Source organism: Brevundimonas denitrificans, from assembly GCF_030160755.1.
In the GTDB taxonomy this organism is placed as follows: Bacteria; Pseudomonadota; Alphaproteobacteria; order Caulobacterales; family Caulobacteraceae; genus Brevundimonas; species Brevundimonas denitrificans.
Genome location: NZ_BSOY01000010.1, coordinates 35437 through 57829 on the forward strand (window position 1 = coordinate 35437; position 22393 = coordinate 57829).

Below are 22393 nucleotides of genomic sequence, written 5' to 3' on the forward strand. Positions count from 1 at the left end.
ATGAGCGCAGCCGTCATCGTCTTTCCGGGTTCCAACTGCGATCGCGACTGCAAGGTCGCCATCGAACGCTCGACCGGCGAGCAGGTCGAAATGGTCTGGCACCAGGAGACGGAACTGCCGTCGGGCCTCGATCTGATCGTCCTGCCGGGCGGCTTCTCCTACGGCGACTACCTGCGCTGCGGGGCCATGGCGGCGCTGTCGCCGGTGATGCAGGCGGTGAAGAAGGCCGCGGACGACGGTGTGGCCGTGGTCGGCATCTGCAACGGCTTCCAGATCCTGTGCGAAGCCGGAATGCTGCCGGGCGCGCTGCTGCGCAACGCGGGGCTGAAATACGTCTGCAAGCCGATCGCCCTGACCGTCGCCAACGGCCAGACCCGTTTCACCGCCGGCTATCAGGGCCAGCGCGAGGTGGTCATGACCCAGGGCAATGGCGACGGAAACTATTTCGCCGACGCCGAAACCCTGGCCCGGATCGAAGGCGAGGGACAGGTGGTGTTCCGCTATGTCGACAATCCCAACGGCTCGGTCGCCGACATCGCCGGCATCCAGAATGCACGCGGCAATGTGCTGGGCCTGATGCCCCACCCCGACCGGGCCTTCGAGGAAGAACTGGGCTCCGCCGACGGCGCGACCCTGTTCCGCAGCGTCTTCGCCGCCGCCTGAAGCGGCCTGCGGACTTGACCTGACGCCTCCTGTCAGTCGATCTCCAACGGCACAGACCGGGGGCCGACCGATGTTCATGAGCGAACGCCAGAAAATGATCTCGGGCCTGCCGTACGATCCCGGCGATCCGGAGCTTCAGGCCGACCAGACCGCCGCGAAACAATGGATGGCGCGCTACAACGCCGCCATGGCCGCCAGTCCCGCCGAACGCCGCGACCTGCTTCGCCAGCGCATGGGTGAGGTCGGCGAAGGCGCGATCATCCGCCCGCCGTTCCACTGCGACTACGGGTACAACATCCGCCTGGGCCGCGGCGTGTTCATGAATTTCAACTGCATCATCCTGGACGTCTGCGAGGTCGAGATCGGCGACCAGACCCAGCTCGGTCCCGCCGTGCAGATCCTCACCGCCGACCATCCGCGCGACGCCGCCCAGCGGGCCGAGGGCGTCGAGTTCGGCAAGCCGGTCGTCATCGGCCGCAACGTCTGGATCGGCGGCGGCGCCATCATCCTGCCGGGCGTCACGATCGGCGATGACGCGGTGATCGGCGCCGGGTCGGTGGTGACACGCGACGTACCCGAAGGCGCCACCGCCGTGGGCAACCCCGCCCGGGTGAAGACCTAGACCCCCCAGGCCTGGCCGCCGGCGCCGTACCCGTCGACGGCCTGAAACAGGGCCGAGACCAGCGCCCGCTCCTCCTCGCTCAGTTCCGGCTTCCACACGTCGAAGATCAGGATGGTGCGGTCCTGACCACTGTCGTTCGTGGCCTCGTGCTCGATCGTGTCGTCAAAGGCCCAGGCCTGACCCTCGCGCCAGTCGCGCGTGTCATTGCCGACGCGGAAGCGGCTGCCCGGGGGCGCGATCAAGGGCAGATGGCAGATCAGCCGGGTGTTGATCAGACCGTGATGCGGCGGAATGCGCGCGCCGGCCTTCAACTTCGAAAACAGGATCGACGGCGTCCGTCCCGGCACCCGGCACAGCGGGACCTCGGCCAGGGCCGCCAGCGTTCGGGGGCAGCGTCGGGCGATGTCGGGCTGCTCCTCGCCGTCCTTCCACAAGAACAGGGCGCTCCAGTCGGCGTTGGACATCATGCCTACGGCGTCCCGGTTGGGTCGGTCGGCGCGCGGTTCGACATAGGGGCGGAACAGCTCGGGCTCCGCGAGGAGCGCGTCCAGTTCGGCGCGGATGTCCTCGGTCGCCGCCTCGACGCCCGCCAGCCAGGGCAGGGTCTCGCGCGGCTGGAACTGGATCTGCGGCAGGCCGGGAAACAGGTAGAAGCGCGGCTCCTGCTGATACAGCCGCTTGCGGCCGGCCATCAGGTCCAGCGACAGGGCGAAGCGGTCGCTGGACGTCGCCGCCTCGAAAAAACCGGCCCCGGCGAGGCTGGTCGCCAGATGGGCCTCGAACCGCTGCGCCTGGGCCTGAACCGCGGTCCGGGCGCGGCGCAGGTCAGCGATCACTTCGGGCGCCAGCCCCTTGCCGTCGCCCGCCGCGCGCAGGGCCGAACTGTAGAAGCTGGCCGCCGCCCGGTCGTCGCCCAGTCCGGCGAGGGCGTCGCCCTTGGCGATCAGCGCGCTCAGGTCGCGGGGATCGAGCGCAAGCGCCCGATCAGCCGCCTCGAGCGCGGCGCGGCGGTCCTGTTCCGTATCAGCCATCCGATGATCGGAGGTCGGCGAGCCGCGCTCGTCAAGGCGAAAGCGTCAGATCGCCCCGTCGCGGGTCCGCGCATCGCCCTGACCCGCCTCGTCCCGGCCGACCGACTGGTCGAGCGCATCGGGGTCGCCGCCGCCGCCGCCGGAGCTCTCGACCCCGGCCGCCTCTCCGGTGCGGTCGGCGGCGGGGTCGCGTGGGGCCGCGGAGTCGGGATCTTCGGGTCCGGAGCTTCCGCCGTCGGGCGAAACGGTCCGAGGGGGGCGATTGGGGTCTGTCATGGCGGGGTTCCTGCTACAGGGAAACAACCGCCTCCGGCGCCGGCGGGTTCCTTGCGATTGAACCTTCACAGCGCGCAGGCGTAGTCTGACGATCGTCGCCGGGAGCCGTCATGTCCATCATTCGTCCCACGTCCGCCCAGATGACCCGCCGCCTGCTGGTTCTGGCTGCGACCGTCTTCTCCGTCGTGATCGGCCAGACGCAGGTCCTGCTGGGCTGGGGCCAGTCCCCCGCAGAATTCTCGGCCGACAGCGACGCCACGCTGCGGGTGGCGGGCTACGCCTTCGCCATCTGGGGCGTGATCTATCTGTGGCTGCTGGTCTATGCGGTGCGGCAGGCCCTGCCGCAGACGGGCGAGAGCCTGCTGATCCATCGGCTGGGCTGGCCCTCGGTCGCCGCCCTCCTCGGCATCGGCTGGTGGGTTGTGGCCGCGGCCTTCGACTGGGAGATGGCGACGATCGTGCTGATCTTCGGGTCGCTGGCGGCGCTGCTGGTTCCCCTGCTGGCCAATGCCGACGCCATCCGCGCCCTGCCGCGCGGCGACCGCGACCGCTGGATGACGGTCTGGCCCCTGAGCCTGCTCGCCGGCTGGCTGACCGTCGCCGCGCCGCTGAACCTGATCACGGTTGCGACCGGCAATGACGCCCTGCCCGGCGCGCTGACGCCGACCGTCTGGGCGATCCTGGCCGTCCTCGTCGTGAGCGTTGTCGCCCTCGGCGTGACCCTGCGCCTGCGCACCCTGGCCTATGGCCTGCCGATCGCCTGGGGCCTGCTGGGCGCCTTCGTGGCGGAGCAGCCGCGCAATCCCGTGCTGGCCTATGTGGCCCTCGCCGCCGCCGTGGCCGTGCTGGTGGGAGCGATCGTTCTGACATTCCGGCTGAGCTCCGGCGTCGAGCGGACGGCGGGCTGACAGACACGCCGACGGACCGGTCGCCACGATGTTCCGCCGCAGTGGCTGACACGACTCCGTTGAGCGGCTAGAAGGCGCCCCCATGAGCGCTCCCCAGAAGACCATGGCCGAACTGGCCGCCGACTACGGCCTGGCCCCGAACGAGTATCAGGTCGTCCTCGACCGGCTGGGGCGCGAGCCCAACCACGTCGAACTGGGTGTCTTCTCGGTGATGTGGTCCGAGCACTGCTCGTACAAGTCGTCGAAAATTCATCTCGGCAAATTCCCGACCAAGGGGCCGCGCGTCATCTGCGGTCCGGGCGAGAACGCCGGCGTCATCGACATCGACGACGGCGACGCCTGCATCTTCAAGATGGAGAGTCATAACCACCCGAGCTTCATCGAGCCCTATCAGGGTGCGGCGACGGGCGTGGGCGGGATCATGCGCGACGTCTTCACCATGGGCGCGCGCCCCGTGGCCCTGCTGAACGCCCTGCGGTTCGGCGACCCGTCGCACGAGAAGACGAAACGGCTGGTCAAGGGCGTGGTCTCGGGCATCGGCGGCTACGGCAACTGCGTCGGCGTGCCGACGGTGGCCGGCGAGACCAATTTCCACCGCGGCTACAACGGCAACATTCTGGTCAACGCCATGTGCGTCGGCGTGGCCAAGGCCGACGCCCTGTTCTATTCGGCGGCGCCCGCGCCGGGCCTGTCGGTGGTCTATTTCGGGTCGAAGACGGGCCGCGACGGCATCCACGGCGCGACCATGGCCTCGGCCGAGTTCGACGAGGATTCCGACGAGAAGCGTCCCACCGTGCAGGTCGGCGACCCCTTCGCCGAGAAGCTGCTGATCGAGGCGACGCTGGAGCTGATGGCCTCGGGGGCCGTGGCCGCCATCCAGGACATGGGCGCGGCGGGACTGACCAGTTCCTCCGTGGAGATGGCCGGCAAGGGCGCGGTCGGCATCGAGCTGAACATGGACGCCGTGCCCCAGCGCGAAGAGGGCATGACGGCCTATGAGATGATGCTGTCGGAAAGCCAGGAACGGATGCTGGCGGTGCTGAAGCCGGGCCGCGAGGAAGACGGCCACCGCATCTTCAAGAAGTGGGGTCTGGACGCCGCCGTCATCGGCGTGACCACCGACACCGGCCATCTGGTGCTGAAGCACCACGGCGAGACGGTGTGCGACGTGCCGCTGGCCCCGCTGTTCGACGATGCCCCCCTGTACGACCGTCCGTGGGTCCAGCCCGCGCTGCAGGCGCGCCTGGCGCCTGCGGATGTGCCCGCGCCCGAGAACTGGGTCGATGCGGTGATCAAGGTGGTTTGCTGCCCCGACATGGCCTCCAAGCGCTGGATCTGGGAGCAGTACGACCGCCACGTCATGGCCGACACCCTGCACGACTCGGCCACCGCCGCCGACGCGGGCGTGGTGCGGGTCCACGGCACCGACAAGGGTCTGGCCATGACCTCGGACTGCACGCCCCGCTACGTCCAGGCCGATCCGTATGAAGGCGGCAAACAGGCCGTGGCCGAGGCCTGGCGCAACCTGACCGCCGTCGGCAGCCTGCCCATCGCCATCACTGACAATCTCAATTTCGGCAATCCGCAACGGCCCGAGATCATGGGCCAGATCGTGCGCGCCATCGACGGCATGGCCGAGGCCTGCCGGGTGCTGGACTTCCCGGTCGTGAGCGGCAACGTGTCGCTCTACAATGAGACCAACGGCGCGGCCATTCCGCCGACCCCGACGGTCGGGGCGGTCGGCCTGCTGACCAACTATGACGTCGTCGTCGGCTTCGGCGGCATGGTCGAGGGCGACGTGCTCGTGCTGATCGGCGAAACCAAGGGCGAATTGGGCTCGTCCCTCTATCTGCGCGAGGTGCTGGGGCGCGAGGACGGGGCGCCGCCGCCGGTCGATCTGGCGCTGGAGAGGAAGACCGGCGACTTCGTACGCCAGCAGATCGAAGCCGGGGCCCTGACCTGCGTGCATGACCTGTCGGACGGCGGGCTGATCGGCGCCGCCGCGGACATCGCCCTCGCCTCGGATTGCGGCGTCGAACTGGACGCCACCTCGGAAGCCCATGCCCACATCCTGCTCTTCGGGGAGGACCAGGCCCGCTATCTGGTCGCCGTGGCGGACGCGACGGAGATCCTCGCCGCGGCCCAGGCGGCCGGCGTGCGCGCCGCCGTGGTCGGCCGGGCCAAGGGCCGCGACTTCGCCTCGGGCGGGCCGGGCGGCGACCTTTTCCGCCTGCCGCTGGATCATCTGCGCGAGATGCATGAGGGCTGGATGCCGGGCTGGATTGAAGGAAACGCCTGATGCGCCTTGCACCCATCGCCCTGACCACCCTGACTCTGACCCTGTCGGCCTGTGACGGCGGAGGCGATCCTGTCCAACAGGCCCTGCGCGACGCCTCGGCGGAAAACCATGCCGCGACGGTGCAGGAGGGCGTTGTTTCCGCGCCGGCCCACGCAGCGGACCATGGCGCGACGCCGGGCGACGAGGCCTTCGCGGCCTCGGAAGCCGCCATGCACACAGGCATGGCGAGGGCGTCCGGCGCGACGGTGGATGAGGCCTATATCGCCAAGATGATCGAACACCACCGCGGCGCGGTGGCCATGGCCGACGTGGCGCTGGCGCAATCGCGCGACCCGGAAATCCGCCGCATGGCGGGGTTGGTCAAGGACGCCCAGACGCGCGAGATCGCCGAGATGCGGGCGTGGAGGCCTGCCGCCAGACCCGCCCCGTGACGGGCGTCACATTTCCGGGCTAGGTCAGGATCTTCGCAGCCCCGGAGGTCCCTATGCGCCTGCCTGATTCCGTCTCCCGCCGTGGACTGATGCTGGCGCTGGGCGCCGGCGGCGTCGCTGTGGGCTCAGGCCGCCAGGCGCTGGCCGATCCGGTGTTCGCCGAATATCCTTTCCAGCTGGGCATCGCCGCCGGCGATCCCGCCCCCGACGGGTTCGTCATCTGGACCCGGCTGGCCCCCCGACCGCTCGAGATCGGCCACGGCATGCCCTCGGCGCCCGTGCCGGTGAGGTGGGAAATCGCAACGGATCGCGGCTTTTCCAACGTGGCGCAGAGAGGCGAGGTGATCGCTCGACCCGAACTCGGCCACGCGGTCCATGTCGAGGTCACGGGGCTGGAGCCCGGCCGGGACTATTTCTACCGCTTCATCGCCGGGGCCGAGCGCACCCCCTCGGGCCGTGCGAAGACGGCGCCGACGGCGGGCGCCGCAGTGGCCCGGGCCCGGTTCGGCGTGCTCGGCTGCCAGGCCTATGAGCAGGGCTTCTACACCGCCCATCGCAAGGCGGCGGGCGAGGACCTCGACTTCGTCTACTGCTATGGCGACTACATCTACGAGGGTCGCGGCAACCGCACCTACACCGGCTCCGGCGGCACGGTCGAAAACCCGCGCCAGCATCTGGGCGGCGAGATTTACAGCCTCGACGACTACCGGCGGCGCTACGCCCAGTACAAGCTGGATGCGGACCTGCAGGCCAGCCACGCGGCGACGGCGTGGTACGTGACCTGGGACGATCACGAGGTCGCCAACAACTGGGTTTCGGACCTCGACGACGGCGTGCCGCCGGAGGTGTTCCTGCTGCGGCGGCAGGCGGCGGCCCAGGCCTTCTACGAACACATGCCGCTGCGCCGCTCGGCCTTCCCGCGCGGGTCGGAGATGCAGCTGTACCGCCACGCGGCCTGGGGCGACCTGCTGGACCTGAACTTCCTCGACACCCGCTCCCACCGCTCGGACCAGCCCTGCGACGACGCCTGGGCCACGACCTGCGCCGGGGTCTCGGCCGCGAACGCCCAGGTGCTGGGCCAGGCGCAGGAAGCCTGGCTGTACAGAAACCTCGACCAGTCGCGCGCCCACTGGAAGGTGCTGGCGCAGCAGATCATGGTGATGGACCTGGACCGCAAGGAGGGACCTGAGCCCGGCTACAACCTCGACAGCTGGGCCGGCTATTCGATCCCGCGCCAGCGGCTGCTGGACCGGCTGCGCGAGCGCCGCATCGGCAACACCGTGGTCCTGACCGGGGACGAACACCAGAATTACGCCGGCGAGCTGTATCGCGACAGCCGCAACCCCGAGGGCGCGCCGATCGCCTCGGAGTTCGTCGCGACCTCGATCAGCTCATCGGGCGACGGTCAGGACCAGCGCGCCGAGGGCCGTCGCTATCTGGCCGACAATCCGTTCCTGAAATTCAACAACGCCCAGCGCGGCTATGTCGTCTGCGACGTCACGCCCGAACGCTGGCAAACCGAGTTCAAGGTGCTGGACAAGGTGTCGGAGCGCGGCGGGACGCTGAGCACCCGGGCGAAATTCGCGGTGGCCAGCGGCGACGCCCGGGTAGTCCCGGCCTGACAGCCGTCAGGAGGTCGGCAGGTATTCCGCAGGCTCGACGAGGCGGAACCCCGGCGTCGTCTCCACCATCTGCCGGAGCCAGTAGTTGTGGCCCGAGCCGTAGACGACGACGATGCGATCCCCGGGCCGCGCGACCTGCAGGAGACGGGCGAATATCTGGGCGTTGCGGGCGTACCAGCGCGCGTTCAGCACCGCGCCGGGCTGGGCGTCTCCGGCCCCGAAGGTCATCAGGCGCGCATAGAAGCCCTGGTCCCATCGCACCCGCTCGGGCGTATTCATCCGCGCCAGCAGTTGGCTAACGGTTTCGGTCGCCTGGCGTCGCTCGAGGTCAGCGAGCATGGTCGCGATCTCGCCATGCATGGCGCCGAGACGCTCGCCGGCGCCGTTGGCCTCGGCCCAGAGCTGCACGTCCTCGAAGGGAAAATAGGACGGCTGGCCCTCGCGGTCCTGCTCGTCGATGGCGTAGACGCGCGCAAGCCCCAGCCGGTGGGCCAGCCGATAGGCGACCTGGACCCGTTCGTCGGGGTTGGTCGTCAGGTCCGCCGGGGTGAAGTCCGGGTAGCGGTGATCCAGCAGGGTGGACTGGTCGCGGGCGATCCGTTCGACGGCGACGGCGGTCGGCTGGAACCGGGCCAGCGCCTCGGCGACAGCCTCGAGCTCCGCCTGCTTCTCCGGGGTGGTGACCGGATCAATACGGGCGTTGTGCAGGTCCTGACCCGGGTTGCCCATGTGGTAGGTCCCCAGAACCATGACCTCGATCGGCGCCGGTTCGGGCGTCTGGGCCATGGCGGCGGTCGGCAGGACGAGGGCCATCACGGCCGCGAGAAGTTTCAGCATGGGCAGGGCTCCGGGTCTGGAGACGAGAGGCCGGAACCCGACCGTTCGGATGCAGCGGCCGCGATTTTTTCCGACGGGAAGCAGCGGCGGCGGACCTGACCCGTAGCCTAGAGGTCCAGCCGGTCCGCCAGCAGGGCGACGAGGCGGTCGGGCTTGCCGTCGAACAGGCGGTCGAGCAGGTCCTGGACCTCGCCCTCCACATAGGCTTGGCGGTCGATCACGGCATGATAGCGCTGGCGTCCGTCCTCCTTCTGCGAGCGGACGGCGCCCTTCTGCATCAGGCGATGCAGAAGGGTCTTGATCGTCGCGTCGCCCCAGGCGTTGGCGGCCTTCACCTCCTCGATGAGGCTGGCGAAGGAGAGCGGGCCGCGGGACCAGAGGGCGGCGAGGATCGCGCTTTCAGCCTCGGTGACGTGCAGGCGCACCGCCTTCAGGATCCCAGGACGGTGCGGTCGATGCGCGCCTCGATGATCCAGTGACAGATCACGCCGACGACGCCCGCCAGCAGTCCGAGCAGAAACAGCAGGGCAGCCTCGGCGAAGCCCGGCGCCAATACCGCCACTGGGACGGCTGCCCTGGCGTTGGCGATGCCGATGAAGCCCATGAGCAGCACGTACATCGCACCCATCAACCCCAGCAACGGACCGCCCAACCGCAAGGCGGAAACATAGGCCGAGCCCCCCGACAGTCGCCGCCCGGACGCCAGCTTGAGCGCTGTGACGATCACGGCGGCCAGCGCACCCACGACCAGCGCCAGCATGACCAGCTTCACGCTCGGCGCCGCATCACCGAACACATCGCCCGGCGTGAGTCCGGGGGGCGCCGCCAGGGCCACGCCCGGCGACGCCAGCCCGGCCAGGAGGACGGCCATACCGGCTCCGGAAATTCGAGGATCAGACATCGAGGCGCTCCTTGGTTGAAATTCGGGAAAGGCGGGGGCCTGCCGCCACACATTGACTACAGCTGTAATCTTGTGAGATTACGATTGTAAACCTCCCTGTCAAGTCGCCTTGAGCAACAGACGCCCCCTGGAGATTCTTCATGAACGACGCCGGAGCCGCGAGATGCAGGCGAATCGAGCAGGCCGACAGGCGGCGCGCACGGGCCGAGAAAATCGAGACCTGGCTGATCGTCGCTCTGGCCGGTCTGGTGCTGTTCAAGGGCGCGCCGGTGATCCTCGGGATCGCCCTGGGCATCGGCGAGATGATGGCGGCCCTGACGCGCCTGTAAGGCGCGGCGCGGATCAGGCCAGAACAGGAACCGCCTGGCTCAACCGACCGCCGACCCGGATCGGCTCCACCCGTGTGGCCAGTCCCGTCCTGTCGTCCGTCTCGACATAGACGCCGCAGACCGTCGCCGGGCCGTGCGCCGGAACGTAGCGGCCGCCCGAAAGGCGGGTGGTGAAGCGCCGCAGCGGCTCTTCCTTCTCATTGCCGATGACGCTGTCGTAGTCGCAGCAGCCGCCCGCGTCGGTCTGATAGGCCGTGCCGCCGGGCAGGATCTGGCAGTCGGCGGTCGGGACGTGGGTGTGGGTTCCGACCACAAGCGAGGCGCGGCCATCGCAGAAATGGCCCATGGCCATTTTCTCCGACGTCGCCTCGCAATGCATGTCGACGATGATGGCGTCGGCGACGGCGCCCATGGGACAGGCCGCCAGCTCCTTCTCGACCGCGCTGAACGGGCAGTCCATCGGGTCCATGTGGATGCGGCCCAGCACATTCATGACCAGCACCGTCTTGCCGCTGTGGGTCTCGAACAGATTGGCGCCGGCGCCGGGGGCGTCCATCAGGCGGGGGTAGTTGAGCGGGCGGATCAGGCGCGGCTCGCGCACGATATAGGTCAGGGCCTCGCGCTGGTCCCAGCTGTGGTTGCCCAGGGTGAGGCAGTCGGCGCCGGCCATGAACAGCTCGCGCGCGGTGTTCTCGGTGATGCCGAATCCGCCCGCGGCGTTCTCGGCGTTGACCACCACGAAGTCGAGTTTCAGGTCGCGCTTCAGCCCGGGCAGGTGGTCGCTCAGGCCGTCCCGTCCAGACTTGCCGACGACATCACCGAAAAAAGCCAGTCTCATGCGAAGGGTCTATAGCCGGTCTCGGTCAGAACGCCATGCAGACGGACGTCGTGGGCCTCGACGGGCAGTTCATCGACCTCCTGCCCCGCATAGGCGAAGCCGATCCGGGCGACGTCGGGGCGCGCCCCGAAGGTCCGATCGTAATAGCCCCCACCCTGCCCCAGACGTCCGCCCCGGGCGTCGAAGGCCAGTAGCGGCGTCAGGATCAGGTCGGGATCGACGACCCCGGCGAGCGGAAACGGGGCCGGCACACCCGCCTCGTCCAGTTCCAGCGGCTCGCCGGGCGACCAGCGGCGGAAGATCATCGGCGCATCGCGCTCCACCACGACCGGAAGGCACAGTTCGCGGCCCGCCCGCTCCAAGGCCAGCGAAAGGGCCGCCACGTCCAGTTCCGAGCCGATGGCGCGATAGACGGCGACAATCCGGCCGGGCGGGAGGGCTCCGGCCTGTTCCGCCGCGCGGTCCGCGGCGCCCGCATCCAGCCCGGCCAGACGTTTGCGCGTGGCCCGCATCGCGGCGCGAAGCTGATGCTTGTCGGTCATGGGAGGAACCGTCCGGCCGCGTCGAACACGCCCCGCAGCCCTAACGCGCGCGCGGACCGCGCTCAAGCCGTGAGCCGCCGCGCGGCGAGCAATAGCGCAGGAAGGGAAGGTTGGCGGCGCCGCAAGAACCGTGAAGGGCGTTTAAATCCTCTCGACCTGGGTAGCCAGGTGGGCGCCGTGTGCCCAGGCCCACGGGCCTGATCAGGGACAGCTCCCTTTGAGTGAATTAAGGTCGCAAGGAAATGTTGCCTTCGACGAGAGCCGCAGCAGGACCCGCCGTCGAGCAAGATAGTCCCTAAGCCGGGGCGGAACAATGGCCGGACTCAGTCCCGCGTGAACCGGGACGGCGCCGGCTCGTCGATCCGCTGCATCTCGAGGGCGTCGCCAGTCAGCCGGAAGCGCAACCGGTCGTCGTAGCCTTCCACCGAGAAGAGAGAATCGGCGGTCATGGGCACCAGCTTCGCCTTCTGGCCATTGGCGCGTCGCCAGACCAGGCCGCCGTCCTCGAACAGGATGACGCGGCCGCCGTAGGTTCCCGCCAGGGCCTGCAGACGGTCGGGCGCGATGGTGGGCGGATGCAGCCGGGCGCGGACGGCGGTCTGGGCCCATTCCCAACCGGCGCGGTCGACCGGGTCGGCCCCGGCCCGGGCCAGCAGCGTCTCCAGCGCCTGCGCCGCCGCCGTGTCCAGCGCGGCGTCCGGATCCACGGCGACATCCGGGCTGACGCCGGCGCCCTCCCAATTCGTTCCGGACAGGGGATGAACCGGGCGGCCGTAGGAGACGCTCAGCATGAAGCCGGGCGCAACGGGGAAGAAGGTGTTGTTGTTGGCCGCCCCGGCCGTGGTCGCGCCGATCAGCGTTCCCAGCCGGAATTGCTGGACGTCATAGGCGAAGGCCTCGGCCGCCGATCCGACCTGCCGGTTGATCAGGACATAGAGGGGCTTGCCGCGCACGCGCCCGGCCGGAAGATTGTCGAGCGTGCGTGACTGGACCGGATCCTTGCCCGCCTCCAGGAAGGTGATGTCGAGCTGGTCCGGCTCCATGAAATGGCTGAGCAGGTAGCGCACGGCGGCATGGTCCCCGCCTCCGTTGCCCCGCAGATCGATGATCAGGGCGTCGCCGTCGCGCAGGAAGCGCATGGCGTCGTCGTAGGCCTGTCCCGTGCGGTCGGCGACCCAGTGGAACTGGCCGATGCGGAGGTACCGGATATTGCCGGGCAGGATGCGCATCTCGGTCAGGCCGTGGTTGCTGCGCAGTGCGGCGGCGGCCCAGATGGCCTGGAAGGCCGGATTGTCCGCGGTCTCCACCTCGGACCCCGCGACCGCCGCGTATTCATCCGGCGCATGGTTCAGATACATGTGGCCGTCGCCGCTCGACTCGCGCAGGTCGGCGGTCACGCGCTCGGCGAAAACACTGGGGTCGGCGGTGTCGTAACGTCCGCTGGACAGTCCTTCGTTCAGTCGGTCCCGGATGGCGGCGACGCGATCGGGAAAGACATACCGGGTTTGCACCGTCTGGAGGATCGTCGCGACGGCGGCGGCGCGCTGCCCGCCGTTCAACGGGGCCATGGCTTCAGCGCGGGCGACCGGCGCCGGCGCCGCCTGCTGGGCCAGGGCAGGCGTCCCGGCGAGGCCGGCCAGGGCGCAGACGGACAGGAACAGGCGAACCCGGTTCATCGATTGACTCCATGATTGTCGGAAGAAGCCGCCGCGAGGCGGTCGGCGAGAGGACGGCGCTCGAGGGCTTCGAGCGCCCGGATCAGGACGCCCGCGAGGGGCTGGCCGACGTCCTCGTCCAGCGAGCGGGAGGCGGCCTCCGTGGCGGCCCAGCACTGCTCCAGTCGAGGCAGGCTCTCCCTCGCGAACGGGGTGAGCGTCACGATGCGCTCGCGGGCGTCGGTCCCCGCTTCGAGCGAGACCCAGCCGCGCGCCGCCATCTGGGTGATGGTCTGGCTGACGGCGGAATGGCTGACCCCGGTGTGCCGGGACAGCGCGCGAAGGGTCGCCGGGCCCTTGTTGAGCAGGGCGCGGAAGATGGGGGTGAACCGGGGCCGATAATCCAGCCCCGCGTCGGCGTAGGCCTGTTCGACCGCTCCATCCAGATGGTCGATGAGCCGGCGAAGAAGGACCCCGTGGGTCTGGAGAGAATAAGGCATGGGGGAGATATATAAGGGCTTATATATCTCCTCAAATGACAAATTCGACAGCCTTCAGGCGTCGGTGTGTTCGTCGTCACAGTCCCTGGGCGATCTTCTCCAGCCGCGCGGCCACGGCGTTCAGCGCCTCGGCCACGCCATCGCTCGATGCGGCGGCGGCGACGGCGGACGCGCCCGGATTGCCGAGGCGAACCTCATGCAGTTCGTCGGCCAGCATGAGGCCCGCCATGAGGAACAGGCGGATGTCGCCGACATGGCCGACCTCGCCCGCCACCTGACGCACATGGCCGTCAAACTGTTTGGCCAGGATGCGGACCCGCTCCTCCTGGCCGTCGGCGCAACCGACGGCGTAGGGGCGGCCGTTGATCTCGACGGTCACCGTCGCCATCAGCGGGACTCCTGTTCGGCCAGACTGTCGCGGATGGCGTCCGCCGCGTGGGACAGGGCCTCGGCGGCGTCCCGGCCGGCGGCTTCCAGTTCATGGATTCTCGCGCGGTCGGTCTCGGTCGAGGGTTCAGGCGCGAACAGGTCGTCGTCCGGCACGCGGCTGGTCCCGGCCGCCCGGCTCTTGAGCTCGAGCAGGCGGCGTTCCAGCAGCGCCAGCGCGCGGTCGACTCGGTCCTTGGCGGCCGATGCAGCGTCCATTCGGGTCACATCCTCCAGAATCCGTATAGAACCCGCCGACGCGCCGGGGTAAAGCGGCGCGCCTCCCTTTTTCCGCCTCCCGACGAAAGGTCCTCCCGTGGCCGACAGCAAGACCGTATCCGAAAAAGCCACAGCCAAACAGATGGCCGACGCCATACGCGTGCTGTCGATGGACGGGGTGGAGAAGGCCAAGAGCGGCCACCCCGGCATGCCGATGGGCATGGCGGACGTCGCGACGGTGCTGTTTTCGAAATTCCTGAAGTTCGACGCCAGCCGCCCGGACTGGGCCGACCGCGACCGTTTCATCCTGTCGGCCGGGCACGGCTCGATGCTGATCTACAGCCTGCTGCATCTGACAGGCTACAAGGCGGCGACGAAAGACCAGCTGTCGAACTTCCGCCAGTGGGGTTCGAAGACCGCGGGCCACCCCGAGTTCGGCCATATGCCCGGCGTCGAGACCACCACCGGCCCGCTGGGTCAGGGTCTGGCCAACAGCGTCGGCTTCGCCATGGCCGAGCGCCATCTGGCGGCGCGATTCGGCGACGATCTGGTTGACCACCGGACCTGGGTCATCGCCGGCGACGGTTGCCTGATGGAAGGCGTGTCGCAGGAGGCGATCGCCCTCGCCGGCCGCTACAGGCTGAACAAGCTGACCGTGCTTTGGGACGACAACAGCATCACCATCGACGGGGCGGTGTCGCTGTCGGACGCCACCGACCAGAAGGGACGCTTCAAGGCCGCAGGCTGGGCCGTAAAGGCGATCGACGGCCACGACATGAAGGCCATCAAGTCGGCCCTCCAGTGGGCGACCCGCCAGGACAAGCCCACCCTCATCGCCTGCAAGACCAAGATCGGTCGCGGCGCCGCCACCATGGAAGGCAGCCACAAGACCCACGGCGCCGCCCTGGGCGCGGCCGAGATCGCCGCCACCCGGCTGGGCATGGCCTGGACCCACGAGCCGTTCGAACTGCCCCAGGCCGTCGACAAGGCCTGGAAGAAGGTCGGCAAGCGCGGCGTGAAAGAGCGCAAGGCCTGGGAAGCCCGGCTGAACGCCTCGTCCCAGGCATCAGACTTCACCCGCGCCATGAAGGGCGACCTGCCCGCCGGCGCCTTCGACGCCCTGAACGCCCGCATCGCCGAACTGATCGAGACCAGGCCGGCCCAGGCCACGCGCCAGTCGTCGGGCGCGGCCCTGGACGAACTGTTCGCCGCCATTCCCGAACTGATCGGCGGCTCGGCCGACCTGACCGGCTCGAACAACACCTTCGTCAAGGGCACGCCGATCTTCGACGCCCCGACCTATGAGGGTCGCTACGTCAACTGGGGCATCCGCGAGTTCGGCATGGCCGCGGCCATGAACGGCATGGCCCTGCATGGCGGGGTCATCCCCTACGGCGGCACCTTCATGGTGTTCTCGGACTACAGCCGTCCGGCCATCCGCCTCGGCGCCCTGATGGGGGTGCGCGCCATCCACGTCCTGACCCACGACAGCATCGGACTGGGCGAGGACGGCCCGACGCACCAGCCGGTCGAACATCTGGCCGCCTTGCGCGCCATCCCCAACCTGCTGGTCTTCCGCCCCGCCGACACGGTCGAGGCAATGGAATGCTGGCAGGCGGCGCTGGAGCACAAGGCAGCGCCCTCGGCCCTGGCCCTGTCGCGCCAGAAGACGCCGGCCGTGCGCACGGTCGCGTCGCATGAGAATCTGTCCGCGAAAGGCGCCTATGAGATCCGCGCCGCCAAGGGCGAAGCGAAGGTCACCCTGTTCGGCACGGGGACGGAACTGGCGCTGGCCCTGGCCGCCGCCGATGCGCTGGAGGCCGAGGGCACGCCGACCCGCGTCGTCTCGGTCCCCTGTTTCGAACTCTTCTTCCAGCAGCCGAAGAAATACCAGGACAGCGTCATCGGCCGCGGCACGGTCCGCGTCGCCGTCGAGGCCGCCATCCAGCAGGGCTGGGAGCGGTTCATCGGCGAGGACGGCGCCTTCGTCGGCATGACCGGCTTCGGCGCCAGCGCCCCGGCCGAGGTGCTGTATGAGAAGTTCGGGATCACCACGGCGGCCGTGGTCGCGGCGGCGAAGGCGCGCCTCTAGACCATGGCCCGTCTCGGCGCCGTCAGCCTACTGGTCCGGGACTATGACGCGGCCATCGCCTTCTATGTCGGCAAGCTCGGCTTCGCGCTGAGCGAGGACACGGACATGGGCGGCGGCAAGCGCTGGGTGCGGGTGACGCCGAGGGGTGGCGACACCTCGCTAATTCTGGCGAAGGCCGCCAACGATGAACAGCGCGCCCGTGTCGGCGACCAGGCCGGCGGCCGGGTCTGGCTGTTTCTCGAGACCGACGACCTGATGCGCGACCACGCCGAATGGAGCGCCGCCGGGGTCGTCTTTCGCGAGACCCCGCGGCATGAAACCTATGGCAAGGTGGTGGTTTTCGAGGACCTGTACGGCAACGCCTGGGACCTGATCGAGCCTGCCCACACCGGAGACTGATATGCGTCTTGGAACCCCCCTCTCCGACAGCGCCGTGCGCGTCCTGCTCCTCGGCGCCGGGGAGCTGGGCAAGGAGGTGGCCATCGAGCTGCAGCGGCTGGGGGCCGAGGTCATCGCCGTCGACCGCTATCCCAACGCTCCGGCCATGCAGGTGGCGCACCGAAGCCATGTCATCCCGATGACCGACGCGCACATCCTGAACGGCGTCATCATGGTCGAGGCGCCGCACATCATCGTGCCGGAGATCGAGGCCATCGCCACGGACGTGCTGGCGCAGATCGAGGCCGCCGGACTGGCCACGGTCATCCCCACCGCGCGCGCCACCCAGCTGACCATGAACCGCGAGGGCATCCGCCGGCTGGCGGCGGAAGAGCTCGGCCTGCCCACCAGTCCCTACGCCTTCGCCACATCGGCCGCAGAACTGGCCGAGGCCGCGCACCGCATCGGTCTGCCGGTCTTCATCAAGCCGGTGATGTCCTCCTCGGGCAAGGGCCAGTCGATGATCGACGCCCTGGAGGACGCGGCCAACGCCTGGGCTTACGCCCAGTCCGGCGGCCGGGTCGAGACGGCGACGGTGATCGTCGAGGGCCGGATCGATTTCGACTTCGAGATCACCCTGCTGACCGTCCGCTCACTGCGCGATGGCGCGGTGCGCACTGACTTCTGCGCCCCCATCGGCCACCGGCAGGTCAAGGGCGACTATGTCGAGAGCTGGCAGCCGCAGGCGATGACGCCCGCCGCCCTGGCCACGGCGCAGGACATCGCCCGCAAGGTCACCGACGCGCTGGGCGGGCTCGGCGTCTTCGGGGTCGAGCTGTTCGTGAAGGGCGACGAGGTCTGGTTTTCGGAAGTGTCGCCGCGGCCGCACGACACCGGCCTCGTCACCCTGGCCACCCAGACCATGAGCGAATTCGCCCTGCATGCCCGCGCCATCCTCGGCCTGCCCGTCGACGTCAGCCAGCGCGACATCGGGGCCAGCGCCGTGATCTATGGAGGCGTGGATGCGGTGGGCGTCGCCTTCGAGGGGGTGGCCGAGGCCCTGTCCGTGCCGACCGCCGACCTGCGCCTGTTCGGCAAGCCCGAGAGCTATGTCAGCCGCCGCATGGGCGTGGCCACGGCGCGTGGCGAAACCGTGGAACAGGCCCGCGAACGGGCGCGCGAAGCGGCTTCGAGAGTTCGCGTCGTCCCCGGCTAGAGCGACGGCGCAGCCTGGAGCGCCATCGCCGGTTCCAGGCGTGGCCCGGCCAGGGCCGCCAGGGCGGCCTCGAGCCCCGGGTCGCGTCCGGCGCGGCGGTCTTCCAGCGTCAGGGGGGCGGCCACGTCGGGCGTCACGCCGCGCTTTTCCAGCCTAACCCCGCCCGAGGTGACGAAGTCGGCCCGGCTCAGACTCAGCCTTCCGCCGTCCGGCAAACGTGTCTCCTGCGAGATCAGCACCGCTCCCGCCGTCGGCGCCCCGATCACCACCGCGCGTCGCGCCTCCTGAAGGGCGGCGGGGGTCAGTTCAGCGGCGCTGCGGCTGTTGGCGTCGACGAGGACAGCCACGTCATTCCCGACCGGCGCGTCCAGATCGCCACAGCCTCCCGCAGTCCTCAGCTCCACGCGCCGTCCCGAGCGGCCGGTCCGCGCCGCCCACAGCCTGTCGCGCGGCAGGAAACAGCTGAGCACCGCATCGGCCTCGACCAACCGCCCGCCCGGATTGCCGCGCAGGTCGATGACGACGTCGGTTTCCGGCGGCAGACCTTCCAGCTGGTCGCCCATCCAGCGGCCCAGTCCCAGCTCGAAGCCGTCCACGGTCAACACCAGCACCCCCGGCCGCGAGCGGTCGGCGACGAAGGCCGGCGTCGGCTCCATCATGCGGGGAGTCAGGGTCAGCGGGCGCGCCGCGCCGTCGCCGTCGATCAGCGACAGGGTCACGGACCGGCCCTCGGCGATGTCCTGTTCCGGCGTCCACAGGGAGCCCTCGCCGGGGACCAGCCGCCAGCCCACGGCCACGCCGGCCTCGGCGGCGGGTGAACCCGGACGGACGTGTTCGATCAGCCAGGCGTCGCCCGAGGGTTCGGGCCGCAAGGATACGCCGATGGCGGGCCGCCGCTGACGCAGCGTGTCCTGACGCCGGGCCACGGCCGGCGGGGCGGCCCCGGCGTGGTCATCGTCCAGCAGATCGAGCATGTCGCCGAGCGCGCGGTACAGGGTCCGGTCGTCCGGCGCCGTCAGCGCCACAGGCCGCCAGGTCCGGCGCGCGGCGTTCCAGTCCACCCCGTGCAGGTCGGGATCGTAGTACTGGCTGCGCACCTCGTTCCAGACGCGGTCGAAGACCCTCTGGTTCATGCGCGCCCGCTCGGGATCCAGCGACGCGGAGGCCGCCGGCGGCGCGGCGGCCGCTGATCCCGGATCAGCCGCAAACGCGGGAGCGGCGATGAGCGCCAGGCTCATCGCCGCCGATGCGGACAACAGATGATGAAGGCGCCGCAGGATCATGGCGCCATTAGAGCGCGCCTCGATCGCCTTTCAAGTCACGAAGTCGCGGACCCGATCAGTCTTCGTCGCCCGACCGCGTCTCGATGCGATGGACAAAGACCTCGCTGGCGCCGGAGCCGCGTTCGCCCGCCTCGATGAAGCCCGAGCGATCGGCGTCGATGCGGGCGAAGGCTTCGCGCAGGGGGGCGCTGAATTCGGCCTCGCTGATCCGGCCGTCATCGTCGGCGTCGAGATCATGCTCGCCGCCGGGACCGCCCAAGCGCCGGATTTCGATCCGTTCGCCGGGGCCGCCTTCGGCATGGGCGCCCGCCATCATGGCGTGGCCGCCGGGACCGCCATGAATGACGATCTGACGTTCACCGTCCGCGCCGGGCTCGCCGCCGACGAAGACCATGGTCCGACCCTCGCCGTGCCCGGGATGCCCGGCATGGGCGCCGGCCTCGCCGCCGGGATGCGGGCGGCGCATTTCAAAATGCCGCACGCCAGGCCCGCCGTGGCCGCCCGGACCGCGCATGATCATGACGTCGTGGCCGCCGCCGGCCATGGCGGCGTGACCGGCGGTCAGTTCCTCGGTCGACAGGCGGCCGTCGTTGTTCGCGTCCATGCGGGCGAAATGGTCGGTCATCGGCGCGGCGAACTCTTCCCGCGTGATCTGGCCGTCGCCGTCCTTGTCGAGGCCGCCGGGACCGTCGGCGCCCATGACCATCATGCGGGTGTGGACTTCAGGCGGGGCGGGCGGCGCCGGCGTCTGCTGCATCAGGACGGCGGAAAGGGCGATCAGGGTCAGCATGAGGGGTCGGCTCCCGTTGTTGTGCGGCCCCTGTTCGACCACGGCCCGCTTGCCGTAGTGTTTCAACAGGCCCGCCGATTGTTTCAACGCTGAAATGACGGCGAGCATCGGGTTCGCCACAATGGCCGCCATGCAAGCCGACGCCGCCCCCCGTATTCTCGTCGTCGACGACGATCCCGGCATCCGCGAGGTGCTGTGCGACTACCTGGCCCTGCACGGTTATGACGCCGTCGGCGCCGCCTCGGCCGCCGAGATGGATCGCGCGGTGGCGCACCAGCCGCCGGACCTGATCGTGCTGGATCTGATGATGCCCGGCGAGGACGGGTTGTCGGTGTGCCGCCGTCTGGCCGGCAAGGGGCCGCCGATCGTCATGTTGTCGGCCATGGGCGAGGACACGGACCGGATCATCGGCCTGGAGCTGGGGGCCGACGACTATCTGGCCAAGCCCTGCAATCCCCGCGAACTTCTGGCCCGCGTCCGCGCGGTGTTGCGCCGCCCGCGCGATGAGGCTGCGGCCGAGGGACCGGCCCTGACCTTCGCCGGCTGGCGGCTGGACCTGTTGCGCCGCGAGCTGACCCGGCCGGACGGCCGCGCCGTCGCCCTGTCGGCGGGGGAGTTCGCCCTGCTGCGGGCCTTCGCCGAACGGCCGGGCCGCGTCCTGACCCGCGACCAGTTGCTGGAGCGCGCGCGGGGCGCCGACGCCGACGTCTTCGACCGGGCCATGGATGTGCAGATCAGCCGGCTGAGGAAGAAGCTGGACGACGGCTCCGGCCTGGAGATGATCCAGACCTTGCGCGGCGAAGGCTATATGTTCGACGTCCGGGTGGAGCGCCTCAACGGATCGGCCCGGGGCGCTGCGTGAGACGCCCTTCCTCTTTCCCGGTTCTGGTGCAGGTGGCGGCGCTGGCGGTGCTGGCGGTGGTCATGTCCCAGGCCGTGGCCTTTGGCGTGGTGGTCCTGGCGCCGGAGCCCCGGCCCGCCGGCTTCAGCATCGAGGCGGCGGCCGACGCCCTGAAGGGCGAACCGGCCGAGACCGCCGACGGCCGCGCCCTGCGGCGGCGCATCGTCGATCGGCCGCCGGGGCCGGAGCTCGACATCGGGATGGACCCCATGGCTCTGGCGATCCGGGCCGGGCTGGCCCAGCGGCTCGGAGTGGAGTCGGAGGCTGTCCGGGTCACCGTCGACCACGGCCCCCGCCGTCGGCGCGCGCCGGAACCGGGCGAGGACGGCCCGCCCGAAAGGCGGGTGGATTTCGTCCTTGTGCGCCCCGAAGGCGTGCCGGAGAAGGGCGCGCGCACCGCTCCGCCTTCGCCCCCCGGTGGTGTCGTTTCGGTCCCGCCCCGGTCCGCCGAGGAGACCGTGATCATGCGGCGCGGCTCCGAGGTACAGGCCCATCTGCGGATGCGCCACTCCGCGCCGGGCGGACCGGACGGCGGAGTCTTCGTGATCGACCGTGAGACCCATCAATTCACCGTGCGCGCCGACCGGCTGACCTTCGCGCCGTTCGCCGCCTCGGTGCGCCAGCCGGACGGCCGCTGGGCCACGGTCGAACCGCCGCGCGGCCTGTTGTCGCCGTGGCAGTATCGCATCCTGATGGCGCTGGGCATTTCCATGCTGCTGCTGGCGCCGCTGGTGTGGTGGATGGCGCGCAGGCTCACCCGGCCGATCCGCGTCTTCGCCGACGCCGCCGAACGGCTGGGCGCCGACCCCGAGGCCGAGCCGCTGACGCCCTCCGGCCCCAGCGAGGTGCGCACCGCCATCCATGCCTTCAATGACATGCAGGCGTCCCTGCGCGACCATATGCGTCGCCGGACCCAGACGGTCGCCGCGATCGCCCACGACCTGCGTACGCCCCTGACCCGTCTGCGCTTCAGGGCCGAACAGGCCCCGGAGGCGGTGCGCGACCGCATGGCCGCCGACATCGAGGAGATGGACGCCCTGATCGCCCAGGCGATGGCCTATGTCCGCGGCGAGGCGACGCCCGAGCGGCGCGAAGCCTTCGATCTCGACGCCCTCGCGGCCGATTGCGCGGGCGGGTTTTCCGAAACCGGCGGCGCCGTGGTCTTCGACGGCGGCGGCGCCCTGCCGGTCGAGGCCGATCCCGCAGCCCTGCGCCGGGCGCTGGGCAATCTGATCGCCAACGCCGTCAAATACGGCGGCGCGGCCCGGGTGAAGGCCTTTGCCCAGGACGGCCGCGCGGTGGTCACGGTCGAGGACGACGGCCCCGGCCTGCCCGAAGACGAGCTCGAGGCCGTGTTCGAACCCTTCCACCGCGCCGAACGCTCGCGCAGCCGCGAGACCGGCGGGGCGGGCTTGGGTCTGACCGTCGCCCGCCAGGCGGCGCGCGCCCACGGCGGGGACGTGACCCTTTCCAACCGGAGCGAAGGCGGCCTGGTCGCCCGGCTCCACCTTCCACTCGCACGTTCCACGGAGACGCCCTGATGCGCACCCTGATCCTCGTCGCGGCCCTGCTCGCGACGCCCCCCGCCTTGGTCCACGCCCAGACCGCGCCGGCTCCGGCGGCCGCGGCCCAGC

Annotated in this window: 25 protein-coding genes and 1 other RNA gene; 12 read left to right on the forward strand and 14 right to left on the reverse strand. The window is 70.0% G+C overall.

Annotation, left to right across the window (positions count from 1 at the left end):
- Positions 1-663 carry a phosphoribosylformylglycinamidine synthase subunit PurQ gene (purQ, locus tag QQJ79_RS03940; protein WP_284221330.1) on the forward strand — a complete coding sequence of 221 codons (663 nt, stop codon included), beginning with the start codon at positions 1-3 and terminating at the stop codon, positions 661-663.
- 70 nt (positions 664-733) lie between these two features.
- Positions 734-1285 (forward strand): sugar O-acetyltransferase, encoded by a 552-nt coding sequence (locus QQJ79_RS03945; protein ID WP_284221332.1) that lies wholly within the window; start codon positions 734-736, stop codon positions 1283-1285.
- Here QQJ79_RS03945 and QQJ79_RS03950 read toward each other — a convergent pair.
- Together QQJ79_RS03950 and QQJ79_RS03955 are read right to left on the reverse strand one after the other, a co-directional pair.
- A complete protein-coding gene (locus QQJ79_RS03950; protein WP_284221334.1) occupies positions 1282-2316 on the reverse strand; it encodes an aspartyl/asparaginyl beta-hydroxylase domain-containing protein in 1035 nt (344 codons plus the stop codon). The two genes, QQJ79_RS03945 and QQJ79_RS03950, sit on opposite strands and share 4 nt — an antisense overlap.
- Positions 2317-2361: 45 nt before the next feature.
- A complete protein-coding gene (locus QQJ79_RS03955; protein ID WP_284221335.1) occupies positions 2362-2592 on the reverse strand; it encodes a hypothetical protein in 231 nt (76 codons plus the stop codon).
- A gap of 110 nt (positions 2593-2702) precedes the next feature.
- Here QQJ79_RS03955 and QQJ79_RS03960 point away from each other — a divergent pair, with 110 nt between their 5' ends.
- From QQJ79_RS03960 to QQJ79_RS03975, 4 genes are all read left to right on the forward strand, one after another.
- Positions 2703-3500, forward strand: coding sequence for a hypothetical protein (locus tag QQJ79_RS03960; RefSeq protein WP_284221337.1), 798 nt, complete (start codon positions 2703-2705; stop codon positions 3498-3500).
- Positions 3501-3582: 82 nt separating this feature from the next.
- Positions 3583-5799: a phosphoribosylformylglycinamidine synthase subunit PurL gene (gene purL, locus QQJ79_RS03965; RefSeq protein ID WP_284221342.1), complete on the forward strand. Its 2217-nt coding sequence runs from the start codon at positions 3583-3585 to the stop codon at positions 5797-5799.
- Positions 5799-6230, forward strand: coding sequence for a DUF305 domain-containing protein (locus QQJ79_RS03970; RefSeq protein WP_284221346.1), 432 nt, complete (start codon positions 5799-5801; stop codon positions 6228-6230). Before purL ends, QQJ79_RS03970 begins: the two co-directional genes overlap by 1 nt.
- Positions 6231-6283: 53 nt before the next feature.
- Positions 6284-7852, forward strand: coding sequence for an alkaline phosphatase D family protein (locus QQJ79_RS03975; RefSeq protein ID WP_284221348.1), 1569 nt, complete (start codon positions 6284-6286; stop codon positions 7850-7852).
- 6 nt (positions 7853-7858) lie between these two features.
- Here QQJ79_RS03975 and QQJ79_RS03980 read toward each other — a convergent pair whose 3' ends face one another.
- From QQJ79_RS03980 to QQJ79_RS03990, 3 genes are all read right to left on the reverse strand, one after another.
- Positions 7859-8689, reverse strand: coding sequence for a DUF5694 domain-containing protein (locus QQJ79_RS03980; RefSeq protein ID WP_284221349.1), 831 nt, complete (start codon positions 8687-8689; stop codon positions 7859-7861).
- Between the two features lie 107 nt (positions 8690-8796).
- Positions 8797-9114, reverse strand: a complete 318-nt coding sequence (locus QQJ79_RS03985) for a BlaI/MecI/CopY family transcriptional regulator (RefSeq protein WP_284221351.1) — start codon at positions 9112-9114, stop codon at positions 8797-8799.
- 5 nt (positions 9115-9119) lie between these two features.
- Entirely contained in the window at positions 9120-9560 is a 441-nt protein-coding gene (locus QQJ79_RS03990; RefSeq protein WP_284221352.1) for a hypothetical protein, read from the reverse strand.
- A 170-nt stretch (positions 9561-9730) separates the two neighbouring features.
- Here QQJ79_RS03990 and QQJ79_RS03995 point away from each other — a divergent pair, with 170 nt between their 5' ends.
- Positions 9731-9919, forward strand: a complete 189-nt coding sequence (locus QQJ79_RS03995; protein ID WP_284221353.1) for a hypothetical protein — start codon at positions 9731-9733, stop codon at positions 9917-9919.
- Positions 9920-9932: 13 nt separating this feature from the next.
- On the opposite strand, the gene QQJ79_RS04000 is transcribed toward QQJ79_RS03995, so the two are convergent.
- The 7 genes from QQJ79_RS04000 to QQJ79_RS04030 form a co-directional block, all read right to left on the reverse strand.
- Positions 9933-10757 carry a TIGR00282 family metallophosphoesterase gene (locus tag QQJ79_RS04000; protein ID WP_284221355.1) on the reverse strand — a complete coding sequence of 275 codons (825 nt, stop codon included), beginning with the start codon at positions 10755-10757 and terminating at the stop codon, positions 9933-9935.
- The gene (locus tag QQJ79_RS04005) at positions 10754-11299 is read right to left on the reverse strand and encodes a 5-formyltetrahydrofolate cyclo-ligase (RefSeq protein ID WP_284221358.1); all 546 of its coding nucleotides are present in this window, start codon (positions 11297-11299) and stop codon (positions 10754-10756) included. Before QQJ79_RS04005 ends, QQJ79_RS04000 begins: the two co-directional genes overlap by 4 nt.
- A 112-nt stretch (positions 11300-11411) precedes the next feature.
- A non-coding RNA gene (gene ssrS / locus QQJ79_RS04010) (6S RNA) lies at positions 11412-11572 on the reverse strand.
- Positions 11573-11622: 50 nt separating this feature from the next.
- Positions 11623-12975: a S41 family peptidase gene (locus QQJ79_RS04015; RefSeq protein ID WP_284221360.1), complete on the reverse strand. Its 1353-nt coding sequence runs from the start codon at positions 12973-12975 to the stop codon at positions 11623-11625.
- A complete protein-coding gene (locus tag QQJ79_RS04020; RefSeq protein WP_284221362.1) occupies positions 12972-13454 on the reverse strand; it encodes a MarR family winged helix-turn-helix transcriptional regulator in 483 nt (160 codons plus the stop codon). The genes QQJ79_RS04015 and QQJ79_RS04020 overlap by 4 nt, the downstream gene beginning before the upstream one ends.
- Positions 13455-13530: 76 nt before the next feature.
- Positions 13531-13842 carry a cell division protein ZapA gene (locus QQJ79_RS04025; RefSeq protein ID WP_284221364.1) on the reverse strand — a complete coding sequence of 104 codons (312 nt, stop codon included), beginning with the start codon at positions 13840-13842 and terminating at the stop codon, positions 13531-13533.
- Entirely contained in the window at positions 13842-14099 is a 258-nt protein-coding gene (locus QQJ79_RS04030; RefSeq protein ID WP_284221365.1) for a hypothetical protein, read from the reverse strand. Before QQJ79_RS04030 ends, QQJ79_RS04025 begins: the two co-directional genes overlap by 1 nt.
- A gap of 142 nt (positions 14100-14241) precedes the next feature.
- On the opposite strand from QQJ79_RS04030, the gene tkt reads away from it, so the two are divergent.
- The 3 genes from tkt to purT are packed head-to-tail and all read left to right on the forward strand — an operon-like array spanning position 14242 to position 17785.
- Positions 14242-16191 (forward strand): transketolase, encoded by a 1950-nt coding sequence (gene tkt, locus QQJ79_RS04035; protein ID WP_284221379.1) that lies wholly within the window; start codon positions 14242-14244, stop codon positions 16189-16191.
- 3 nt (positions 16192-16194) lie between these two features.
- A complete protein-coding gene (locus QQJ79_RS04040) occupies positions 16195-16590 on the forward strand; it encodes a VOC family protein (protein ID WP_284221367.1) in 396 nt (131 codons plus the stop codon).
- Position 16591: 1 nt separating this feature from the next.
- Positions 16592-17785, forward strand: a complete 1194-nt coding sequence (purT, locus tag QQJ79_RS04045; RefSeq protein WP_284221370.1) for a formate-dependent phosphoribosylglycinamide formyltransferase — start codon at positions 16592-16594, stop codon at positions 17783-17785.
- On the opposite strand, the gene QQJ79_RS04050 is transcribed toward purT, so the two are convergent.
- Both QQJ79_RS04050 and QQJ79_RS04055 read right to left on the reverse strand, forming a co-directional pair.
- Positions 17782-19023, reverse strand: a complete 1242-nt coding sequence (locus tag QQJ79_RS04050; protein ID WP_284221371.1) for a S41 family peptidase — start codon at positions 19021-19023, stop codon at positions 17782-17784. The genes purT and QQJ79_RS04050 overlap by 4 nt on opposite strands.
- 100 nt (positions 19024-19123) lie before the next feature.
- On the reverse strand, positions 19124-19990 hold the full coding sequence (locus tag QQJ79_RS04055; RefSeq protein WP_284221372.1) for an EF-hand domain-containing protein: 867 nt from the start codon (positions 19988-19990) through the stop codon (positions 19124-19126).
- On the opposite strand from QQJ79_RS04055, the gene QQJ79_RS04060 reads away from it, so the two are divergent.
- Together QQJ79_RS04060 and QQJ79_RS04065 are read left to right on the forward strand one after the other, a co-directional pair.
- Entirely contained in the window at positions 19980-20720 is a 741-nt protein-coding gene (locus QQJ79_RS04060) for a response regulator (RefSeq protein WP_284221373.1), read from the forward strand. The two genes, QQJ79_RS04055 and QQJ79_RS04060, sit on opposite strands and share 11 nt — an antisense overlap.
- Positions 20717-22300 (forward strand): ATP-binding protein, encoded by a 1584-nt coding sequence (locus QQJ79_RS04065; protein WP_284221374.1) that lies wholly within the window; start codon positions 20717-20719, stop codon positions 22298-22300. Before QQJ79_RS04060 ends, QQJ79_RS04065 begins: the two co-directional genes overlap by 4 nt.
- Positions 22301-22393 lie beyond the last annotated feature (93 nt).

What these genes read in the sequence shown, in the direction of transcription:
- purQ (WP_284221330.1), top strand. Translation starts at nt 1, where the DNA reads ATGAGCGCAGCCGTCATCGTCTTTCCGGGTTCCAACTGCGATCGCGAC.
- QQJ79_RS03945 (WP_284221332.1), top strand. Translation starts at nt 734, where the DNA reads ATGTTCATGAGCGAACGCCAGAAAATGATCTCGGGCCTGCCGTACGAT.
- QQJ79_RS03950 (WP_284221334.1), bottom strand. Translation starts at nt 2,316, where the DNA reads ATGGCTGATACGGAACAGGACCGCCGCGCCGCGCTCGAGGCGGCTGAT.
- QQJ79_RS03955 (WP_284221335.1), bottom strand. Translation starts at nt 2,592, where the DNA reads ATGACAGACCCCAATCGCCCCCCTCGGACCGTTTCGCCCGACGGCGGA.
- QQJ79_RS03960 (WP_284221337.1), top strand. Translation starts at nt 2,703, where the DNA reads ATGTCCATCATTCGTCCCACGTCCGCCCAGATGACCCGCCGCCTGCTG.
- purL (WP_284221342.1), top strand. Translation starts at nt 3,583, where the DNA reads ATGAGCGCTCCCCAGAAGACCATGGCCGAACTGGCCGCCGACTACGGC.
- QQJ79_RS03970 (WP_284221346.1), top strand. Translation starts at nt 5,799, where the DNA reads ATGCGCCTTGCACCCATCGCCCTGACCACCCTGACTCTGACCCTGTCG.
- QQJ79_RS03975 (WP_284221348.1), top strand. Translation starts at nt 6,284, where the DNA reads ATGCGCCTGCCTGATTCCGTCTCCCGCCGTGGACTGATGCTGGCGCTG.
- QQJ79_RS03980 (WP_284221349.1), bottom strand. Translation starts at nt 8,689, where the DNA reads ATGCTGAAACTTCTCGCGGCCGTGATGGCCCTCGTCCTGCCGACCGCC.
- QQJ79_RS03990 (WP_284221352.1), bottom strand. Translation starts at nt 9,560, where the DNA reads ATGGCCGTCCTCCTGGCCGGGCTGGCGTCGCCGGGCGTGGCCCTGGCG.
- QQJ79_RS03995 (WP_284221353.1), top strand. Translation starts at nt 9,731, where the DNA reads ATGAACGACGCCGGAGCCGCGAGATGCAGGCGAATCGAGCAGGCCGAC.
- QQJ79_RS04000 (WP_284221355.1), bottom strand. Translation starts at nt 10,757, where the DNA reads ATGAGACTGGCTTTTTTCGGTGATGTCGTCGGCAAGTCTGGACGGGAC.
- QQJ79_RS04005 (WP_284221358.1), bottom strand. Translation starts at nt 11,299, where the DNA reads ATGACCGACAAGCATCAGCTTCGCGCCGCGATGCGGGCCACGCGCAAA.
- QQJ79_RS04015 (WP_284221360.1), bottom strand. Translation starts at nt 12,975, where the DNA reads ATGAACCGGGTTCGCCTGTTCCTGTCCGTCTGCGCCCTGGCCGGCCTC.
- QQJ79_RS04020 (WP_284221362.1), bottom strand. Translation starts at nt 13,454, where the DNA reads ATGCCTTATTCTCTCCAGACCCACGGGGTCCTTCTTCGCCGGCTCATC.
- QQJ79_RS04025 (WP_284221364.1), bottom strand. Translation starts at nt 13,842, where the DNA reads ATGGCGACGGTGACCGTCGAGATCAACGGCCGCCCCTACGCCGTCGGT.
- QQJ79_RS04030 (WP_284221365.1), bottom strand. Translation starts at nt 14,099, where the DNA reads ATGGACGCTGCATCGGCCGCCAAGGACCGAGTCGACCGCGCGCTGGCG.
- tkt (WP_284221379.1), top strand. Translation starts at nt 14,242, where the DNA reads ATGGCCGACGCCATACGCGTGCTGTCGATGGACGGGGTGGAGAAGGCC.
- QQJ79_RS04040 (WP_284221367.1), top strand. Translation starts at nt 16,195, where the DNA reads ATGGCCCGTCTCGGCGCCGTCAGCCTACTGGTCCGGGACTATGACGCG.
- purT (WP_284221370.1), top strand. Translation starts at nt 16,592, where the DNA reads ATGCGTCTTGGAACCCCCCTCTCCGACAGCGCCGTGCGCGTCCTGCTC.
- QQJ79_RS04050 (WP_284221371.1), bottom strand. Translation starts at nt 19,023, where the DNA reads ATGAGCCTGGCGCTCATCGCCGCTCCCGCGTTTGCGGCTGATCCGGGA.
- QQJ79_RS04060 (WP_284221373.1), top strand. Translation starts at nt 19,980, where the DNA reads ATGGCCGCCATGCAAGCCGACGCCGCCCCCCGTATTCTCGTCGTCGAC.
- QQJ79_RS04055 (WP_284221372.1), bottom strand. Translation starts at nt 19,990, where the DNA reads ATGGCGGCCATTGTGGCGAACCCGATGCTCGCCGTCATTTCAGCGTTG.